Consider the following 16,509-nt stretch of genomic DNA (forward strand, 5'->3'; position numbering starts at 1 on the left):
CGGACGCCTCCCCTGCCGAACGCAGGGGGTACTCGGTGGCGGCCCGCTTTCGCAGCCTGATTACTTGCAGACCCTGACCTTCTTGCCGCGCTGCACCTGATAGCGGCAGGTCACCTTCTTCGCGGGCTGCTTCTTGGTAACGCCAGTCTTGCGCACGGTGGTGGTCTTCTTCACCATCGGCCTGGCGGCGGTGTGCGTATCATGCTGCGCCGTCTGCGCACCGGCCACGGACGGTGCGAAAGCGCCCAGCGCAAGGGCGGCGAGGATGGTCATGCTGGTCTTGTTCACGGGTAGTCCCTGTTCTCGGATCGGCCGAATGGGCCAAGGGCGTCGCACCCGCCTTGGGACGGTGAAGACACCTGCGCGCCTGAAGTTCAGGTGAACGGGAGCGGAATTTACAAGAACTTACGTAGCATTACAGGCCGTGCAGGTCGGTCATTTGGCCGGGTCTATAAGCGCCAGCCTGCGGACCGACCGCGCGGTCTGCACCACGAACACGCCGATCAGGATCACGCCCACGCCGCCAACGAACCAGTCGAAAACGGTCATCGCCTCCATGTCGCGCTGCTTGTCGCCGAGGATCAGCATCGCGAACGTCAGGGAGATGAGGATCAGGCGCAGTTCGGTCGGCCCGGCGTTGAGGTACGACAGCCGCAACTCGCCCAGCACCCGCACCGCCAAGAAGGCGTGAATGCACAGCAGCAGGTAGCCGACCATGGCGATCAGCGAGACTTCCAGCCGCACATAGGGGCTCACGCCGATGCCGAGCAGGATCAGGAAAGTCGCGATACCGTCGCAGCTGTGATCGAGGAAATAGCCGTAGCGGGGCCGCTCGATATGGCGAAAGCGGGCGAGGCTGCCGTCCATCGAATCGCCGAACCAGTGCAGCAGGTAACCCGGCATGCACAGCCACAGCCAGTCTTCGTCGAGCAGGCTGGTGGCATATCCGGCGAAGATCAGGACCGCACCGACCATGCCCAGCGCGGTCAGCAGGTCGGGCTTCACCCAGGCCGGCATGCGTGCGCAGAGCCAGTTGAGCAGCCGCCGCTCCCCGATGGCAAGGAAGTTGCCCTGAATACGGACGGGGGGCGCAATACGATTTTCCTGCATGGGCCCTTATTGTGACAAGCGGATGGCTTGGCAAGGTAAACCGCCGCCGTGATGGGCCATTCCGTCGCGTCTGACGGGGTTATTCCCCCATCAAATGCACCGCGATCTCCCGGCAATGCGGTCGGCGCCGGTGTTCGGCCAGATAGATGCCCTGCCAGGTGCCCAGCGCCATGCGTCCGTCGATCACCGGGATCTGCAGGTTCACGCCCGTCAGCGTCGCCTTGAGATGCGCAGGCATGTCGTCCGGTCCCTCGTCGTCATGGGCATAGTGCGCACCCTCGGGCGCCAGCCGGTCGAGCCAGGCGGCGATGTCCACCCGCACCTCGCGCGCGGCGTTCTCCTGGATCAGCAGCGAGGCCGAGGTGTGGCGGCACAGCAGCGTCAACAGACCCTCCTCGATGCCGGTCTGCGCCAGCCACTCGGCCATCGCCCGTGTGATTTCGGTGAACCCGCGGCCCGGCGTATCGATGGAAAGGATGGTCGATGCTTGTCGCATTGCGCCACGGTGCCCGCTTGCGACGCCGCTTTCAACCACGGCGCGAAAGGAAGAGGACATCCATGGACACGCAGTTCTGCAAGGTGGCGACGGACGGCCGCGTCATGACCATCACCATCGACCGCCCCGAGATGCGCAACGCCCTTCACGCCGAGGCGCATTTCGAACTGTCCGGGGTGTTCGACCGCTTCGAAGCCGACCCGGCCCTCTGGGTCGCGATCCTGACGGCCTCGGGCGACAAGGCGTTCTCGGCGGGCGCGGACTTGCGCACGCCGTCGAACAAGGACGATCCGCGTGCCTTCAGGGGCATGCCGGTGCCCGAGACCGGCTTTGCGGGCCTGACCTGGCGCTTCGCCCGGCGCAAGCCGGTGATCGCGGCGGTCAACGGCCTGGCGCTGGGCGGCGGGTTCGAGGCGGCGCTGGCCTGCGACGTGATCGTCGCGGCCGAGAGTGCCGCCTTCGGTCTCACCGAACCCCGGGTGGGGCTGGCGGCGCTGGGCGGCGGCATCCAGCGCATCGTGCAGGAACTCGGCCCCAAGCGCGCCCACGCGCTGCTGCTGACGGCGAAGCGCATCACCGCTGCGCAGGCGCACGACTGGGGGTTGGTGGCCGAAGTCGTGCCCGCAGAACAGCTGCTCGAGTGCGCCCGGCGCTGGGCGGAGGAGATCGCCGCCTGCTCGCCCGCGGCGATCGTCGCGACCAGGGCGGTGATCGGGTCCTATTATGCACTCGGCATGGAAGGTTCCAACCGCGAGATGTTCGCATTGCCCGAAGTCCGCGCCATGCTGACGGGGCCGGACGCGCGCGAAGGCGGCAAGGCCTTGTTCGAAAAGCGAACTCCAGCCTGGGCCGAGCCACAGTAATACCCAAGTCGCACGGCAGTAGGAATTAACTTCGATTAAAGGTGCCTGTGGCAAAGATCATCGAAAGAGTGCCCCGCCCGAGGGAATGACATGCGGCACGGATCGAGGATCATCACTGCAGCACTTCCCGTCCTGTTCCTTGCAGGGCACGCCGGCTCGCTCCTGCTTGCCGGCAGCGCGGGCACGCAAGCCTCGTTCGCATGGCTGATCGCCGCTCCGGTCCTCGCGGGTCTGGCCTGCCTGTATCGCGGCTGGAAGGACGGTTTCGAGGGCTGGCTTCCCGCAGGCGCGGCGATGCTGTGCTGGGCAGGCGGCATGACATCGACGATGTTCGCCACGCTGTTCCTCGACATCGTGCGCGAAGACCGGCTGAGCATGCTGCTATACGTGCTCTACGGCGTGCCGCTGATCTTCGCGCTGGCCAGCCCTGCGGACGAGAAGTGGCAGGTCCGCCTGGTCGATGCCGCGCTGGCGACGGCGCTGGGTTATCTCTACTACATCCACGTCGGCAAGCTGATCTCGCAGTCCCGCACCCCGTTCGAGACGGTCGATGCGCTGCAGCTGATGTTCGACATCGAGAACCTGTTCATCGCAGCCTTCGCGACGATCCGCTTCCTCGTGCGCACCCGGCAGCGGGCGCCGTTCTTCCGCGCGATGACGGTCTACGCGGTGGTCTACATGCTCTGCGCGGGCTACATCAATCACTACCAGTCCGCGACGGCGTACGGCGGCTGGTCCGACCTTCTCGTCGACCTGCCGTTCATGGTGCTTGCCTGGCATGCCGTCGGCGAGCCCTACCGGCAGGGACTGGGGGCAGCCGGAGGCGCACGCGCGCCCAGGATCGTGCGCGCCGGAGGGCCGCTGCTGATCCCCGCGACACTGCTGACCGTATCGGTGCTGCTGGTATCCTACGACCCGATCATCGCGATCAGCGGCTGCGTCGCGGCTTCGCTCGGCTATGGTCTGCGCACGATGCTGGTGCAACTGCGCAACTTCGAGGAGCAGGACGAACTCGCTCGCCTCTCGCACGTCGATGCGCTGACCGGCATCGCGAACCGCCGCCGCTTCGACGAGGTGCTGGCCCGCGAATGGGCACGGCGCCGGGAAAGCCCCGAGCCGCTGGCCCTGCTGATGGTGGACATCGACCATTTCAAGCAGCTCAACGACCAGTTCGGCCACGCTGTGGGCGACCAGCACTTGCGCACCGTGGCGGCCGTCCTGTCCGGCTGCGCGCGGCGCGACAGCGACCTCGTCGCGCGCTACGGCGGCGAGGAATTCGCCGCGATCCTCACCGGCATCGACCCACAGGACGCCGGCATGATCGCCGAACGCATGCGGGCATCGGTGGAAGCGCTCGGCCTGCCATCCGGGACGGGCGAGGGCGTCGTCACGATCAGCATCGGCGTCGCCTGCACCCAGGCGCTCGACACCGAGGTCGCCGTATTCGTCTCGGCTGCCGATACGGCGCTCTATGATGCCAAGCACAGCGGCCGCAACCGCGTGGCCCGCCGCAGCGCCGTGCGCCTGCGCGCCGTCGATACGCCCCCGGTCTCCACCACCGGCGGCCGAGCGGCCTGAAGCGCCTTCGCGTCGACGCTCGATAACTTATCCCTGGGGCCAGGCCGGAAACATTGACCCCAAACGCCGATTGCGCCCATCTCCGGCGCGAACGCGGTGTCGATGGAGGACGTGGAATTGGATCGGTGGCAAGCCATGAGGATTTTCGTCCGGGTGGCAGAGACCGCAAGCTTCGCCGAGGCGGCAAGGCAAATGCACCTGAGCCCGCCGGCCGTCACGCGCGCGATATCCTGTCTGGAAGACGAGATCGGCGTGCGGCTGCTGGCAAGGACCACCCGGTCGGTGAAGATGACCGAGGCCGGACAGCGCTATTTCGACGACTGCAGGCGCATCCTGGTCGATATCGCGGAGGCAGAGGCTTCGGCGGCGGGATCGCACGGCAACCCCGCCGGCACGCTCGTCGTCACTGCGCCGGTCATGTTCGGGCAGATGCACGTGCTTCCCGTCCTGCTGGAATATCTCGATCTCTACCCGCGCGTGACTGGCAGAAGCCTGTTCCTCGACCGCAGCGTGAACATCATCGAGGAAGGAATCGATGTGGCGGTCAGGATCGGCAATCTGCCGCCGTCGGGCCTGACCGCCACGCGCGTGGGCTGGGTGCGCCGCGTAATCTGCGGCGCGCCGTCCTATTTTGCCGAGCACGGCGTGCCCCGATCCGCCGCCGATCTTGCCGAGCACCGCGTCATCATGCCGACCGGCGCCTGGGTTTCGCCCGAGTGGCATTTCGGCCCGGATTCGCGCACCAGCGTCACCGTTCACCCGCGCCTGCTGTGCAACACCAACCAGGCCGCCATAGCCGCAGCCGAACAGGGCTGGGGCATCACCCGCGTGCTGTCCTACCAGATCGATCCGGCACTGGCGCAGGGCCGTCTCCAGTCCGTGCTCGACGATCATGCGGAAAGCCCGATGCCGATACACGTGGTCCATGGCGAGGGCCGACGCGCGACCGCCAAAGTACGCGCGTTCGTCGATCTCGCCGTTGAAACGCTGCGAAACAATCCCCTTCTTCAATAGCGGCCATCGCGCGATAATTCCATTTATCGGAACAATGACTTTCAAAATTGCCGAATTATCGCTTCGATCAGTAAGAATTATATCTCCCTCCAGAAGCTGACGCAGATCGCTCAGCGGTTTCGACGAGGGTGGAAAAAATGACCAAGCAACTGATCCTGTCCCTGATGCTGGCGGGCGCGGCCATCGCCGCTCCTAGCGGTGCAATGGCGGCCACTACGCAGCAGATCACCGCGTCCAGCACGGCGCCGGCGACCGTTCACTACCGCACCGCGACCATCGAGGGCGTGAAGATGGCCTACCGCGAAGCCGGCCCGGCCGATGGCCCGGTGGTGCTGTTGCTGCACGGCTTTCCCACGTCCTCGCACATGTTCCGCAACCTGATCCCGTCGCTGGCGGATCGCTATCACGTGATCGCCCCTGACTATCCCGGCTTCGGCGAGAGCGATGCGCCCGATCACAAGCAGTTCGCTTACAGCTTCGCGCACTATGCCGACATGGTCGATGCGCTGATGGGCCAGATCGGTGCCCAGCGCTATGCGATGTACGTCATGGATTACGGCGCGCCCGTGGGCTACCGGCTGGCGCTCAAGCACCCCGAGCGGGTGAGCGGGCTGATCGTCCAGAACGGCAACGCCTATGACGAAGGGCTCGGCGCGTTCTGGGACCCGATCAAGACCTACTGGAAGAGCGGATCGGCCAAGGACCGGGCAGCGCAGGCCTGGCTGGTGACGCCGAAGGCGACCAAGTTCCAGTACACCGACGGCGTCCGTGACGTATCGCGGATCAGCCCGGACAACTGGGTCCACGACCAGGCGCTGCTCGACCGGCCGGGCAACAGCGAGATCCAGCTCGACCTGTTCTACGACTATCGCACCAATGTGCCGCTCTACCCGCAGTTCCAGCAGTTCTTCCGCGAGCGCAAGCCGCCGACGATCATCCTGTGGGGCAAGAACGACACGATCTTCCCCGAGCCCGGCGCGCACCCGTATCTGCGGGATCTGCCCGAGGCCGAACTCCACATCCTCGATACCGGGCATTTCGCGCTCGAGGACAAGCTGGACGAGATGGCGCCGCTGATCCGGGATTTCCTCGATCGCAAGGTCGCGCCGCGCTGAACGAGGGCGGGGGCAGTCGCGAACTGCCCCCGCCTCAAATCGGAAGATACGCCATGTCTTACGGATTTCTCGATATCGCCATGACCCCCAGCGTCCGCGCGGCGCAGGCGGAGATGGGCGCGGACAGGCAGTGGGCCCATTTCGAGGGGAACCGCGAATTCGACCGGTTCACCGCGAACGAGGCCGCCTTCATCGCCGCGCGCGACAGCTTCTACATGGGGTCCGTCTCGGAAGACGGCTGGCCTTATGTCCAGCACCGCGGCGGCCCCGCCGGGTTCCTCAAGATGGTCGACGAGCGCACGCTGGCCTTCGCCGACTATCGCGGCAACCGCCAGTACATCAGCACCGGCAATCTGGCCGCGAACGACCGGGCCTCGCTGTTCTTGATGGACTATCCGCGCCGCATGCGGCTCAAGATCTATGCCCATGTCGACAAGCTGTCGCTTGACGAGGACCCGGCACTGACCGAACGCGTCATGGACAAGGGCTACAAGGCGCGGCCCGAGCGCATCTTCCGGTTCCGGCTGAAGGCGTTCGACTGGAATTGCCCCCAGCACATCACCCCCCGCTTCACCGAGCGGGAGATCGAACAGGCGGTGCGCCCGCTGCACGAGCGGATGGCCGAACTGGAAGCAGAGAACGCAGCCCTGCGCCTCCGGCTCGAAAAACGAGGAGAAGCATGATGGAAAGTCCGCGCCCGCCTTTGCCGCCCTTCACGCTGGAGACGGCGGCCGAGAAGGTCCGCCTTGCCGAGGATGGCTGGAACAGCCGTGATCCCGAAAAGGTCGCGCTGGCTTATACGCCGGACAGCCAGTGGCGCAATCGCGGCGAATTCCTGAACGGCCGCCCCGCCATCATCGCGTTCCTGACGCGCAAGTGGCAGCGGGAGCTGGATTACCGGCTGATCAAGGAGCTGTGGGCCTTTCGTGACAACCGCATCGCCGTGCGCTTCGCATACGAATGGCATGACGACAGCGGCAACTGGTTCCGCTCGTATGGCAACGAGAACTGGGAATTCAACGAAACCGGGCTGATGCAAAGGCGCCTTGCCTGCATCAACGACACGCCGATCGCAGTGGAAGACCGGCGCTTTCACTGGCCCCTGGGCCGGCGTCCCGACGCACATACGGGTCTTGGCGATCTCGGATTTTAGAGGGTGACGGCATCGGGGCCAGTCACCGGATCGTCGGTCCGGATGACGGGACGTCGGTGGCAGGCGGCGGTGTTGGGCTGCAATCCCTTGCCATCATCCGCCCGCGAGCCCGCCGGCGAAGCCCGCGGCTCATCTCGAGGATGCTACGTCCAGAACCGCTTGGCGCCGATCAGGCTGTCATGATGGGCGGCGGCCTGCTCCAGCAGGGCTGCCTTTGCCTTCGGGTCGCCCGCGCGTCCATCCGCATCCCCGCCGGTGATGCCGAGCCGCCGCAGCGTTTCTGACGCCGCGGACAGGTCGTTGAGGTCGCCGAGGCTGTCTTGCAGGTCTTCGAGGGCCGACAGGAAGCGCTTGAACCGCCGGCGATCGCGTTTGCGGTCGTACAATGCAGCGAAGAACTCCGTGGCGTAGCGCAGCTTCTTGGCCGATTTGCGCAGTTCGTGGCGGCTCTCGTCGTCCAGCGCCTCAAGTCCGTGGCCCTGCCGCTTTACCTTCTTGCGCAGTTTGCGCAGGGTCCTCGCCGCGAAGCCGGGCACCGGTGTCGCCGCGGCCTCGGCGTTGGTGTCGTCGCGCAGCCACTCGCCCATGCTCAGCCATTCTACGAGATCGATCATGAGCCCTCGCGCCCGCGCCGATTGCAGGGCGATGCCCACCGCGTCGTAGGCCGCGGCCCGGGCTTCCAGCAATTGCGTCCTGATCGCACTCTGCCCGGTCCGCTTGAGCAGCACGTCGATGTCGCGTGCCTTCCCGAGTTCGGCCGCCAGCCAGCGCAGTTCCGTGTTCAGCCTCGGCACGGTACGATCGACGAACACGCTCTTGTGGATGGTGAGCGCGGACCGCAGCCGCCGGATCGCCACGCGGGCCTGATGGAGCGCTGAGGCATCCCGGTGATCCAGCACGAGCGGGAGGTTGAGGCGATAGTGGCGCAGGCAGGCGAAACCGATGGCCTGAAGCGCACTGGCCACCGTCATGCTTTCGTCCAGCGCCACGCGGTGCGCCTTGGTGGCGGTCGGTGCGGGGCCGAGAAGCCGGTAACCGCGTTCCGCCTTGCTCATCACGCCAAGCTGGACCGGAGCCACCGCGTCGATTTTCCGGGCAAGCGCGAAGATCGCGGCCGGATCGCCGCTCTTGTGCTCCAGCTCGACCTCTGCGAACGACGTCTTGCGATCTCCGGCGATCACGCGGCCGTCGTCGAGCGAAATCTCGATGCCGCCGTCCATCCACTGGCGGCGTTCGTTCTCGACGGCGAAAACAGGCGCGATCGCTTCGGTGCCGGTGCCGATCAGGGCGCGGACCGGGCTGGTATGATCGAGCACGGGCTGGTCGTCCGCGACTTCGAATTCCCATTCCGGCCGAACGAACAGGCCCGCGGTGGCGCCGGAAGCCTTGACCGTCTGGACCCGGCGGTCGCCTTCCCGGCGGATGCGCAGCGACAGCGCGCCGCGCAGCAGGCTCTGGTCGGGCGTGTCGAAGTAGATGGCGCGCTGTGACACGGCGCCCGGCGCAGCAACCAGCAGCTCCGACGCGCCGAGGGCATCCATGCCCGCCGCATCCAGCTCCAGCTTCAGTTCCATTTCCATGCCTCTGGACGGCTTGGGGGTCATCGGTTCGCCTCTTGTCCTGCCTTATCGGTGACCAACGGGCGAGCCGGCAAATCGTGACAGCGCGTACACCGATCGATCGCTTTTCCGGCTCATGCCGGCACGATCTCTATATTGGGATGGTCTGCGAAGACCTGCATCACGACGTCGAAGTAAGTGGTGCCCAAGCCGCTTTCCAGCGCGGCCAGCTGATCGACGATGGGAGAGCCGTTGAACATCGTTCTCGTCTTCAGCCGTTCGCGCAGGAAGGCGCAGGTCGCCTCGCGGCCCAGCGCGGCGCGCGTCGCGGCGATGTCCTTCCAGACGAAGCGGACAGGCTCGCGCCCTGCGATGGCGCCGTAGCCGCCGTAGAGCACGTCGTTCAGGGCATCGAGGCTTTCGGCCAGCGCCCACGATTCTCCGTCCATGAGCAGCCGGTTCATCTGCGCATAGAACGAGGCGATGTCGGTCATGGTGCTGCCGTCGATCTCGAACTGCCTGGGCGCCATCGTGCCGCCGTCATCCCGGTTTCGCGGCGGCTCCGGCGTCAATTCGCTCTCCTTTGCGAGAGGAAGAAGCGCATCATTTCCCGCGATGCGTTCGGCCCCAGCGGATCGGTGTAGGATGCGGAGGCGCTGCCGCCCGACCATTCATGGCCGCTTCCGTGAATGGTCCAGTCCTCGAGCAGCGTGTTCCCGCTCGACGAGCGATAGACCTTGCGCGTGAAATCCCGGCCCTTGTCGGATTTTCCATAATACGTGCGCGAAATCAGCGGGCCGGGCTGCGAGCGTTCCAGGGTGTTGAGGAAACCCGCTGCATTGGACGGATGGACGACGCGGTCCTCGTCGCCGTGGAAGACGATGGTGGGCAGGGGGCGGGTCGCCCTGCCGGTGAATCCGGCCCGCCTGTCCCCGCGCATGGCGGCGAGCGCCGAGGGCAAGGTCCGGATCGTGCCGCGTGCGACCCCGGAATGGACGCCCACCGCGATGAACAGGTCCGGATAGGCCGCCCCGACGATCGCGGCGGCCGAGCCGCCCGCCGAAATGCCCGCGATGAAGACCCGTTCCGAATTGCCCGCGGCAATCGCGAGGACATGGCGGGTCAGGGCCGCGATCAGCGCCGGCTCTCCTTCGCCGCGCGCCTGGTTCCTTGGACGGTGCCAGTTCCAGCACCGCGCCAGGTTCGCCCGCTGCGACTGCTGCGGATAGAGGACGAGGCAACCCAGTTCGTCGGCCAGTTCGTTCATGCCGGTGCCGGTCGCGAAGTCGGATGCGGTCTGCGAACAACCGTGCAGCATGACGACGAGGGGGCGGTTCCGGCGCTTCGGGCCGCGCGGCGTATATAGCCGGAAGTGAATCGCGCCGTGCCGGCAATCGAACTCGTGCGCGCCGAAAGTTCCGGGCGCCGGACGCGGCTGCCGGGCCGCTGCGGGCTTTGCCTGCTTGCGCCGGGGTGCCTTCGGCAACCTGGTTCTGGGCGCCGCCGTCGGCTTGAGCCCGTCCTGCATGGCGATCAGCGCCGACATCGGGCGGCCCTTGCGGACGAGGCGTGCTGCCTTGGAGAGTGTCTTGAACAGGTCGGCCATCACGCCTTGGTGAATCTTCGTTGCTTGCACGCAAGCGCCAGAAGCGACGAACATCGCAGAGCCGGCGCCAACTGTCACCCTCCGGCGAATGGCGCCCGCTCCCCACTCCCCGCGGCCCGCATCATCCGGATGCAGCTTTTTTCCGCCACCCCATCCACAGGTGCAGGCGCGGGGCGATGCGGCCGAGCACCGCCTCCGTAATCGCCGCCAGCCCCAGCGACAGGCCGAACAGCGGCATCGCTGCCGCCAACGCCAGTACCAGCAGGACCAGCGCCCATGAATGATGCAGCGGGGCAAGGCTCTGCGGGGCGCCGAGGCCCCCGCCGGGGCGGCGGCGCCACCACAGGACCGCGCTCGATACGCACAGCAGGACGAGCCCGGCCAGCACCGCGAGGTTGAGCAGCTGATTGGCGAGACCGGCCCAGGCGCCCTCGTGGATCGCCACGCCGTAGCCCACCGCGCGGTCGATCCAGTGGCGGTCGGCGAAGCGCTCCACGCCGACCACGCGGCCGTCGGAGGCGATCTCGGCGCTGTCGCGGCGGGGGCGGTTCTCGGCCTGGCTGCGGACCTGCCACGGGGTGCCGGGCGCTGTCGGCGGGCTGACCTCGACCGGAGCGGCGAAGTGCAGACTTGTGGCCCTCGTGATCACCGCGTTGAGGGCGGCGGGCGGCGGGGCCATGTGCGCCATCGAGCCCATAGTCATTTGGCCGTGATGCTCGGCATGTTCGGACATCATCGCGCGCATCGCGGCGTCTTCGCGGGCGCGGCGGGCGCTTTCGGTGGTGGAGCCGGCGGACCAATCCTGCCGTCCCGACGCTGTGCCGGTCACCACGCGGACCTGCCGGAAATAGTCGCCCCATGCATTCGCCCATGGCAGGCCGGAGACGATCAGGAACAGGGCGCCCAGCGATATCCAAAGGCCCGTCACGGCATGGATATCGCGCCAGAACAGCGCGCGGCCCCGGCGCAGGCGCGGGTAGAGCAGGCCAGCCAGCCTCGCCCCGCCGCGCGGCCACCACAGGAACAGGCCGGTCAGCAGCATCACCAGCGTCCAGCACGCGGCCGTCTCGACCAGCGCGGAGCCCAGGTTCCCGGCCAGCAATTCGCCGTGGAGGCGAAAGACGACCCGCATGAGGCGGTCCTCCTCGGGCACCTGATGAAGCACCGCGCCGGTCTGGGGATCGACCCAGACGCGCACGTCTCCGGCGCCCCTGCCGACGAGGATTTGCACCGCATCACGCGGGCTTTCGGGCAGGACGTACTTGTGCAGCACCGAACCCGGCACCGCCGCGACGGCGCTGGCGGCGATCGCCTCGGGCGCCAGCGCCGGTCCGGAGGCGACATTGCGGTAAGGTGCGTAGATCACGGCTTCGATCTGCGGCTTGAACAAGTAGAGGCCGCCCGTCACCGAAAGCCAGAGCACGAAAGGCAGGCAGAACAGCCCCGCGTAGAAATGCCAGCGCCAGACCGCACGATACCAGCGTTCGGTGCGCGGCCCGGCAGGGATCGTCGCGGTGCTCACAGCGTCCATCCCGCTTCGAGGAGGAAGCTGCGCTGCGGGTAGGGGTGGTAGACCCAGGCCCTGTCGTTGGTGATGTTGTCGATGCCGGCGCTGACCCGAAGCTGCTGCGTCACGTCCCAGCTGACGCGGGCGTCGAGCGCGAACAGCTCGGACGTATAGCCGTAGGTATCGCCGCGCTGGAGGCCGAACAGGTCGGTGTTGGGGCGGCTGGCATAGCGCACGCCGATGGAGACGAGCACCGGCTCTGCCACCCGGTAGCGCAGGTTGCCGTTGAGGCGCCAGCGCGGGATGCGGGGGAATTGCACGCCCTCGGCGGCCGGGGCGGCGTCGTTGCGCACGGTGACGGAATCGATCCAGGCGGCGTTGGCGTCGATGTCGAGTCCGGGGATGAGGACGTCGCGGGCTTCGGCGATCAGTTCGAAGCCGTACTGGCGAGTGACGTCGACGTTCTTGAAGTTCGAGGTGCTCACCCCGTTCTGGTTGAAGCCGTAGAACGCGAAGATCGTGTCCTTCACCCGCTGCCAGAACGCCGAGCCGGTCAGCTTCACATGGCCGAAGTCGTGCGCCACGAGAAGGTTCGCGTCGGTCGAGCGCTCGGGCCTCAGGTTCGGATCGAAGCTGTCTTCGTTGAAGGTGCCGTCGCCGTTCAGGCTGCCCTGGAACAGTTCGCCCACGGTGGGGAAGCGCACCGCCCTGGCGAGGCTGAGCTGCACGCGGGTGTCGGGATCGACGGCCCATTCCAGCGATGCCTTGGGCTGGAAGCCGGTGGCATGGCGGCCGTCGTAACGGTTGGTGACCACCGCGCCCGCCGTGCTCACGCGGGCGAGGCCGCCGTCGAAGGCGCGCCAGTCCTCGTAGCGGGCGCCCAGTGTCAGGGTTACCGGATCGAGCGGGATGCGCAGTTCTCCCCATGCGGCAAGGTTACGCGTCTTGCCGAAGGTACGGGTGGAGATCGCCTTGCCCGTATCGCTGCGCCAGTTTGCCAAGGTGTAGTTGGTGAGGTCGGTCTTGTAGAGATTCGCGCTGCCGCCGCCCGCAAGTTCGACGCTGCCGAGGTGCGCGGTGGCCGAGAGTTCTCCGGTCCACCAGTAGGTCGGCCCCTGCCGGGCAAGGCGGCCCGCGCCGTCGTTGGCGCCGTTGGTCCAACTGGTCGAGGTGAAGCCGTCCGAGCGCAGGATCTGGTAGGTGGAGACGTTCGCCTGCACCTCCACCGCATCGGACAGCGGGGCGGAGAGCTTGAGGCCCGCCAGCAGTTCGTCCCGCACGGTGCGCGACCAGTTGGCGCCGCTGGCGGTGTAGTTCCTGCCACCTGCCGAGACGAGGCCGCCACATACCGCATTACCGCCCGCATCGCGCAAGTAGCAGTCGGGAGCGGTCTGGCTGTCGAGGTTGTGCCAGTAGGCCAGCAGGAACTCGCCGGTCACGCCCGATGCGCCGTCGTAGCCGAGGCGCAGCTTGGCCTGATCCTGCGTGGTTTCGGCCGGGCTCTGCGCGGCGAAGATCGGGTTGGTGCTAGTGCCCGGCGAACCGGCGACGGCCTGTCTGGGATCGACGATTGCGCCGGTCACTGCGGTCACGGCGGCGGTGCCGGTGGAGGGCGTCAGGCCGTAGAACATCTGCGGATGGCCGGTGTTGCGGAAATGGCGGCCCGAGATGCGCACGGACCACGGGCCTTCTTTCTGCCGAAAACCGAACCCGGCCTCGGCGGAATAGCCGTAGTACGTGTCGTGGGTGCCGTACTGGTCGTAGGGCTGGGCCATGGCCTGCATGGTGGCGAAGGCCTCGGTCTTCTCGGGCGAGCGGGTGGTGATGTTGACCACGCCGCCCATCGCATTGCCCGCATAGCGTGCCGAGTAAGGGCCGTAGACGACGTCGAACTGCTCCACCTCGCCGGGGCCGACGACGCCCCACTTGGGCGCATAGGCGAAGGAGTTGCCGAGGAAGTTGGACACCGTGAAGCCGTCCACCATCACCACCGTCCGTGCGCTCTGGGTGGAATGGGTGCCGCGAAAGCCCGGTACGCCGTTGGAGTCTCCGGCATAGCGGGTGCGCACGAAGAAGTCGGGCGCGTACTTCATGAGGTCTTCGACGTTGCGGGCGTTGACGCCCTCGAACTGTTCGTCGCCGAGACTGACCGACAACCCGCGCGCGTCGAGGCTGATGTCGCGGTCGCGCTGGCCGACGACGAGGATGGTGGATTCGTCCGCCTCTTCGGCGAAGGCATGGACGGGAAACAGGGCAAGCGGAGCCGCGCCGAGCGCGAGCAATCTACGGAGCATGGAAAATTCACCTGAACGGCCCGCACTGGAGGCGGGCGAGTAGCTGTAGGCCGCGAAACGGCCGGGCTTTTACGGGTTCAGATGAAGCGCGGCGGCGCCTGACTGGGCGGCCTGATCCGGGCGCCGGTCGCAGGCAGTGCGAGGTCGCGGCGCAGGATCGCGGCGACGAAGACGAAAGCCAGCGCCGCCAGTACCAGCGGCGCGAAGTCGGCGCCGGTCAGTGCCGCGCTCAGCGGGGCGAAGGCGCACGGGTGGTCGGCGGTGGTGGCGCCATTGTCCGGATGGGCGCCCTTGACGGGAATCTCCACGGTCATCGTCGTGCCCGAACAGAGCATGACGACTGTGCCGGTCTCGGACGCGGTGGGCATGTAGCCGGTGGGGACCAGCGCCTTGAGGCACAGCGCGGCGGCCAGCAGCAATGCCGCAAGCGCCGGACGGTGCCGGAAGAAGTGCCTGATGGTGCCCACGGGCGGGTTCTTAGCGGGTCGGAAGGAGGAAGGGAAGAAGTCCTGGGGCCATTGCCCCAGACCCCCATACTGTCGTCGCTGCGCGTGCAGCCACCTCAGCTCCTCATGGCGCCGCAGGCTTTTTGTCTTCCGGCTCGAAGTGGGCGCGAAACGCGGCCGCGCGCATATCCTCGACAGTAAAGGGGTCTGGGGCGCCAAAGTGTTCGGGGGCCCCAGGACTTCCTCTTAGTTCCAACCGATGACCGATTTCACTTCCAGATATTCGTGGAACCCGAACTCGCCCCACTCGCGCCCGTTGCCCGAGCGCTTGTAGCCGCCGAACGGCGCGTGGAAGTCGAAGCCGCCGTTCACCCAGATCGCCCCCGTGCGCATCCGGCGCGAGACGGCGCGGCAGGTGTCCAGATCCTCGCCCGAGACGTAGCCGCCGAGGCCGAAATTCGAATCGTTGGCGATCCGCACTGCGTCGTCGATGTCATCGTAGGGGATGACGACCAGCACCGGGCCGAAGATTTCCTCGCGGGCGATGACCATGTCGTTGGTGCCGACGAACACGGTCGGTTTCACGTACCAGCCCTTGTCCAGGCCCTCGGGGCGGCCGAGGCCACCGGCGATCAGCTGCGCGCCTTCTTCAAGGCCCTTCTCGATGTACTGCTGGATGATGTTGTACTGCGATTTGGACACGACCGGTCCCATCGCCACATCGCTCTGCGGGTCGCCCACGGTGACGCCGCTGGCGGCCTCGGCGGCGGCGCGTTTCACATCGTCGAGGCGGGAGGCGGGGACCAGCAGGCGCGAACCGGCCGAGCAGGTCTGGCCGGAATTGCCCATCATGCCCGCCGTCGCGCCCGCGACGTTCGCCGCGAGAGAGGCATCGTCGAGCACGATCCACGCGCTCTTGCCGCCGAGTTCGAGGCCGACGCGCTTGACGGTGTCGGCGGCGTCCTTCTGGATCTGCACGCCCACGGGTTCGGAGCCGGTGAAGGAGATCATGTCGACGTCCTCATGCCGGGACAGCGCCGCGCCGATCACCGAGCCCTGGCCCTGGATCATGTTGAACACGCCAGCCGGGACGCCCGCCTTGTCGAGAATCTCGGCGAGGATCTGCGCGGAATAGGGCGCGAGTTGCGGGGGCTTTAGGATCATCGTGCAGCCTGCCGCCAGCGCCGGGAAGATTTTCACGCAGGTCTGGTTCATCGGCCAGTTCCACGGCGTGATCAGGCCGCAGACGCCGATCGGTTCCTTGCGGATCAGGGTAACGCCGCGCTGTTCCTCGAACTTGAACTCCTTCAGCACCTCGATCGCGGTGCCGAGGTGGCCTTTGCCGAGCAGGGTGTGAAAGCCGTTGGCGAGGCCCTTGGGAGCGCCCATCTCGACCATGATCGCCTCGCCGAGTTCGGCTTCGCGGCGTTCGTATTCGGCCTGGATGGCTTCGAGAAGGTCGAGGCGGTCCTTGACGCTGCTATCGCCATACGTGGCGAAGGCGCGGCGGGCGGCGGCGACGGCAAGGTCGACGTCGGCGGGGGAGCCCAGCGAAATTTCGCCGGAGACTTCCTCGGTGGCGGGGTTGATGACTTCGGCGGTTTTCGGGGTGACGGGGCTGGTCCAGCGGCCGTCGATGTAGAACTGCGTGTAGCTGCGCATGATGCTCTCTCCCATCCTCCCCGCGGGCGGGGAGGGGGACCGCCGCGCAGCGGGGGTGGAGGGGCACCATCGGATTACGAGACGTCACGTAAGCCGCGCGTGGCCC

The 16,509-nt window shown here is 66.9% G+C and carries 16 protein-coding genes; 6 read left to right on the forward strand and 10 right to left on the reverse strand.

The features are described from left to right. Positions 1–60: 60 nt before the first annotated feature. From ACYPYD_RS16465 to ACYPYD_RS16475, 3 genes are all read right to left on the reverse strand, one after another. On the reverse strand, positions 61–288 hold the full coding sequence (locus ACYPYD_RS16465) for a hypothetical protein (RefSeq protein ID WP_459664244.1): 228 nt from the start codon (positions 286–288) through the stop codon (positions 61–63). Between the two features lie 147 nt (positions 289–435). Next, positions 436–1,110 (reverse strand): CDP-alcohol phosphatidyltransferase family protein, encoded by a 675-nt coding sequence (locus ACYPYD_RS16470; protein ID WP_008831248.1) that lies wholly within the window; start codon positions 1,108–1,110, stop codon positions 436–438. Between the two features lie 79 nt (positions 1,111–1,189). Continuing rightward, positions 1,190–1,606: a secondary thiamine-phosphate synthase enzyme YjbQ gene (locus tag ACYPYD_RS16475; protein ID WP_036526972.1), complete on the reverse strand. Its 417-nt coding sequence runs from the start codon at positions 1,604–1,606 to the stop codon at positions 1,190–1,192. 62 nt (positions 1,607–1,668) lie between these two features. Between ACYPYD_RS16475 and ACYPYD_RS16480 the strand changes: the two genes are divergently transcribed. The 6 genes from ACYPYD_RS16480 to ACYPYD_RS16505 all read left to right on the forward strand — a co-directional run bounded on the left by ACYPYD_RS16480 (position 1,669) and on the right by ACYPYD_RS16505 (position 7,329). Then, positions 1,669–2,469 carry an enoyl-CoA hydratase-related protein gene (locus tag ACYPYD_RS16480; RefSeq protein WP_036526945.1) on the forward strand — a complete coding sequence of 267 codons (801 nt, stop codon included), beginning with the start codon at positions 1,669–1,671 and terminating at the stop codon, positions 2,467–2,469. A 90-nt stretch (positions 2,470–2,559) separates the two neighbouring features. After that, entirely contained in the window at positions 2,560–4,047 is a 1,488-nt protein-coding gene (locus ACYPYD_RS16485; protein WP_008831038.1) for a GGDEF domain-containing protein, read from the forward strand. A 135-nt stretch (positions 4,048–4,182) separates the two neighbouring features. Beyond that, positions 4,183–5,061 (forward strand): LysR family transcriptional regulator, encoded by an 879-nt coding sequence (locus ACYPYD_RS16490; protein ID WP_459664247.1) that lies wholly within the window; start codon positions 4,183–4,185, stop codon positions 5,059–5,061. A 137-nt stretch (positions 5,062–5,198) separates the two neighbouring features. Then, the gene (locus tag ACYPYD_RS16495) at positions 5,199–6,176 is read left to right on the forward strand and encodes an alpha/beta fold hydrolase (protein WP_069708247.1); all 978 of its coding nucleotides are present in this window, start codon (positions 5,199–5,201) and stop codon (positions 6,174–6,176) included. Between the two features lie 53 nt (positions 6,177–6,229). After that, positions 6,230–6,859, forward strand: a complete 630-nt coding sequence (locus tag ACYPYD_RS16500) for a pyridoxamine 5'-phosphate oxidase family protein (protein WP_008831035.1) — start codon at positions 6,230–6,232, stop codon at positions 6,857–6,859. Beyond that, positions 6,859–7,329 carry a nuclear transport factor 2 family protein gene (locus tag ACYPYD_RS16505; RefSeq protein WP_459664248.1) on the forward strand — a complete coding sequence of 157 codons (471 nt, stop codon included), beginning with the start codon at positions 6,859–6,861 and terminating at the stop codon, positions 7,327–7,329. Before ACYPYD_RS16500 ends, ACYPYD_RS16505 begins: the two co-directional genes overlap by 1 nt. A 143-nt stretch (positions 7,330–7,472) precedes the next feature. On the opposite strand, the gene ACYPYD_RS16510 is transcribed toward ACYPYD_RS16505, so the two are convergent. The 7 genes from ACYPYD_RS16510 to ACYPYD_RS16540 form a co-directional block, all read right to left on the reverse strand. Continuing rightward, positions 7,473–8,903: a CYTH and CHAD domain-containing protein gene (locus ACYPYD_RS16510; RefSeq protein WP_459664250.1), complete on the reverse strand. Its 1,431-nt coding sequence runs from the start codon at positions 8,901–8,903 to the stop codon at positions 7,473–7,475. Positions 8,904–9,022: 119 nt separating this feature from the next. Then, on the reverse strand, positions 9,023–9,460 hold the full coding sequence (locus ACYPYD_RS16515) for a barstar family protein (RefSeq protein ID WP_081799066.1): 438 nt from the start codon (positions 9,458–9,460) through the stop codon (positions 9,023–9,025). Continuing rightward, entirely contained in the window at positions 9,457–10,494 is a 1,038-nt protein-coding gene (locus tag ACYPYD_RS16520; protein WP_069708245.1) for an extracellular catalytic domain type 1 short-chain-length polyhydroxyalkanoate depolymerase, read from the reverse strand. The genes ACYPYD_RS16515 and ACYPYD_RS16520 overlap by 4 nt, the downstream gene beginning before the upstream one ends. A 121-nt stretch (positions 10,495–10,615) precedes the next feature. Further along, a complete protein-coding gene (locus ACYPYD_RS16525) occupies positions 10,616–12,025 on the reverse strand; it encodes a PepSY-associated TM helix domain-containing protein (protein ID WP_051211516.1) in 1,410 nt (469 codons plus the stop codon). After that, positions 12,013–14,295, reverse strand: coding sequence for a TonB-dependent receptor (locus tag ACYPYD_RS16530; protein ID WP_459664253.1), 2,283 nt, complete (start codon positions 14,293–14,295; stop codon positions 12,013–12,015). The genes ACYPYD_RS16525 and ACYPYD_RS16530 overlap by 13 nt, the downstream gene beginning before the upstream one ends. Before the next feature lie 77 nt (positions 14,296–14,372). Further along, positions 14,373–14,762: a hypothetical protein gene (locus ACYPYD_RS16535; RefSeq protein WP_008831027.1), complete on the reverse strand. Its 390-nt coding sequence runs from the start codon at positions 14,760–14,762 to the stop codon at positions 14,373–14,375. A 225-nt stretch (positions 14,763–14,987) separates the two neighbouring features. Continuing rightward, positions 14,988–16,403 carry an aldehyde dehydrogenase family protein gene (locus tag ACYPYD_RS16540; protein ID WP_036526976.1) on the reverse strand — a complete coding sequence of 472 codons (1,416 nt, stop codon included), beginning with the start codon at positions 16,401–16,403 and terminating at the stop codon, positions 14,988–14,990. Positions 16,404–16,509 lie beyond the last annotated feature (106 nt).

The sequence above is a fragment of the Novosphingobium sp. 11B genome (assembly GCF_054589055.1).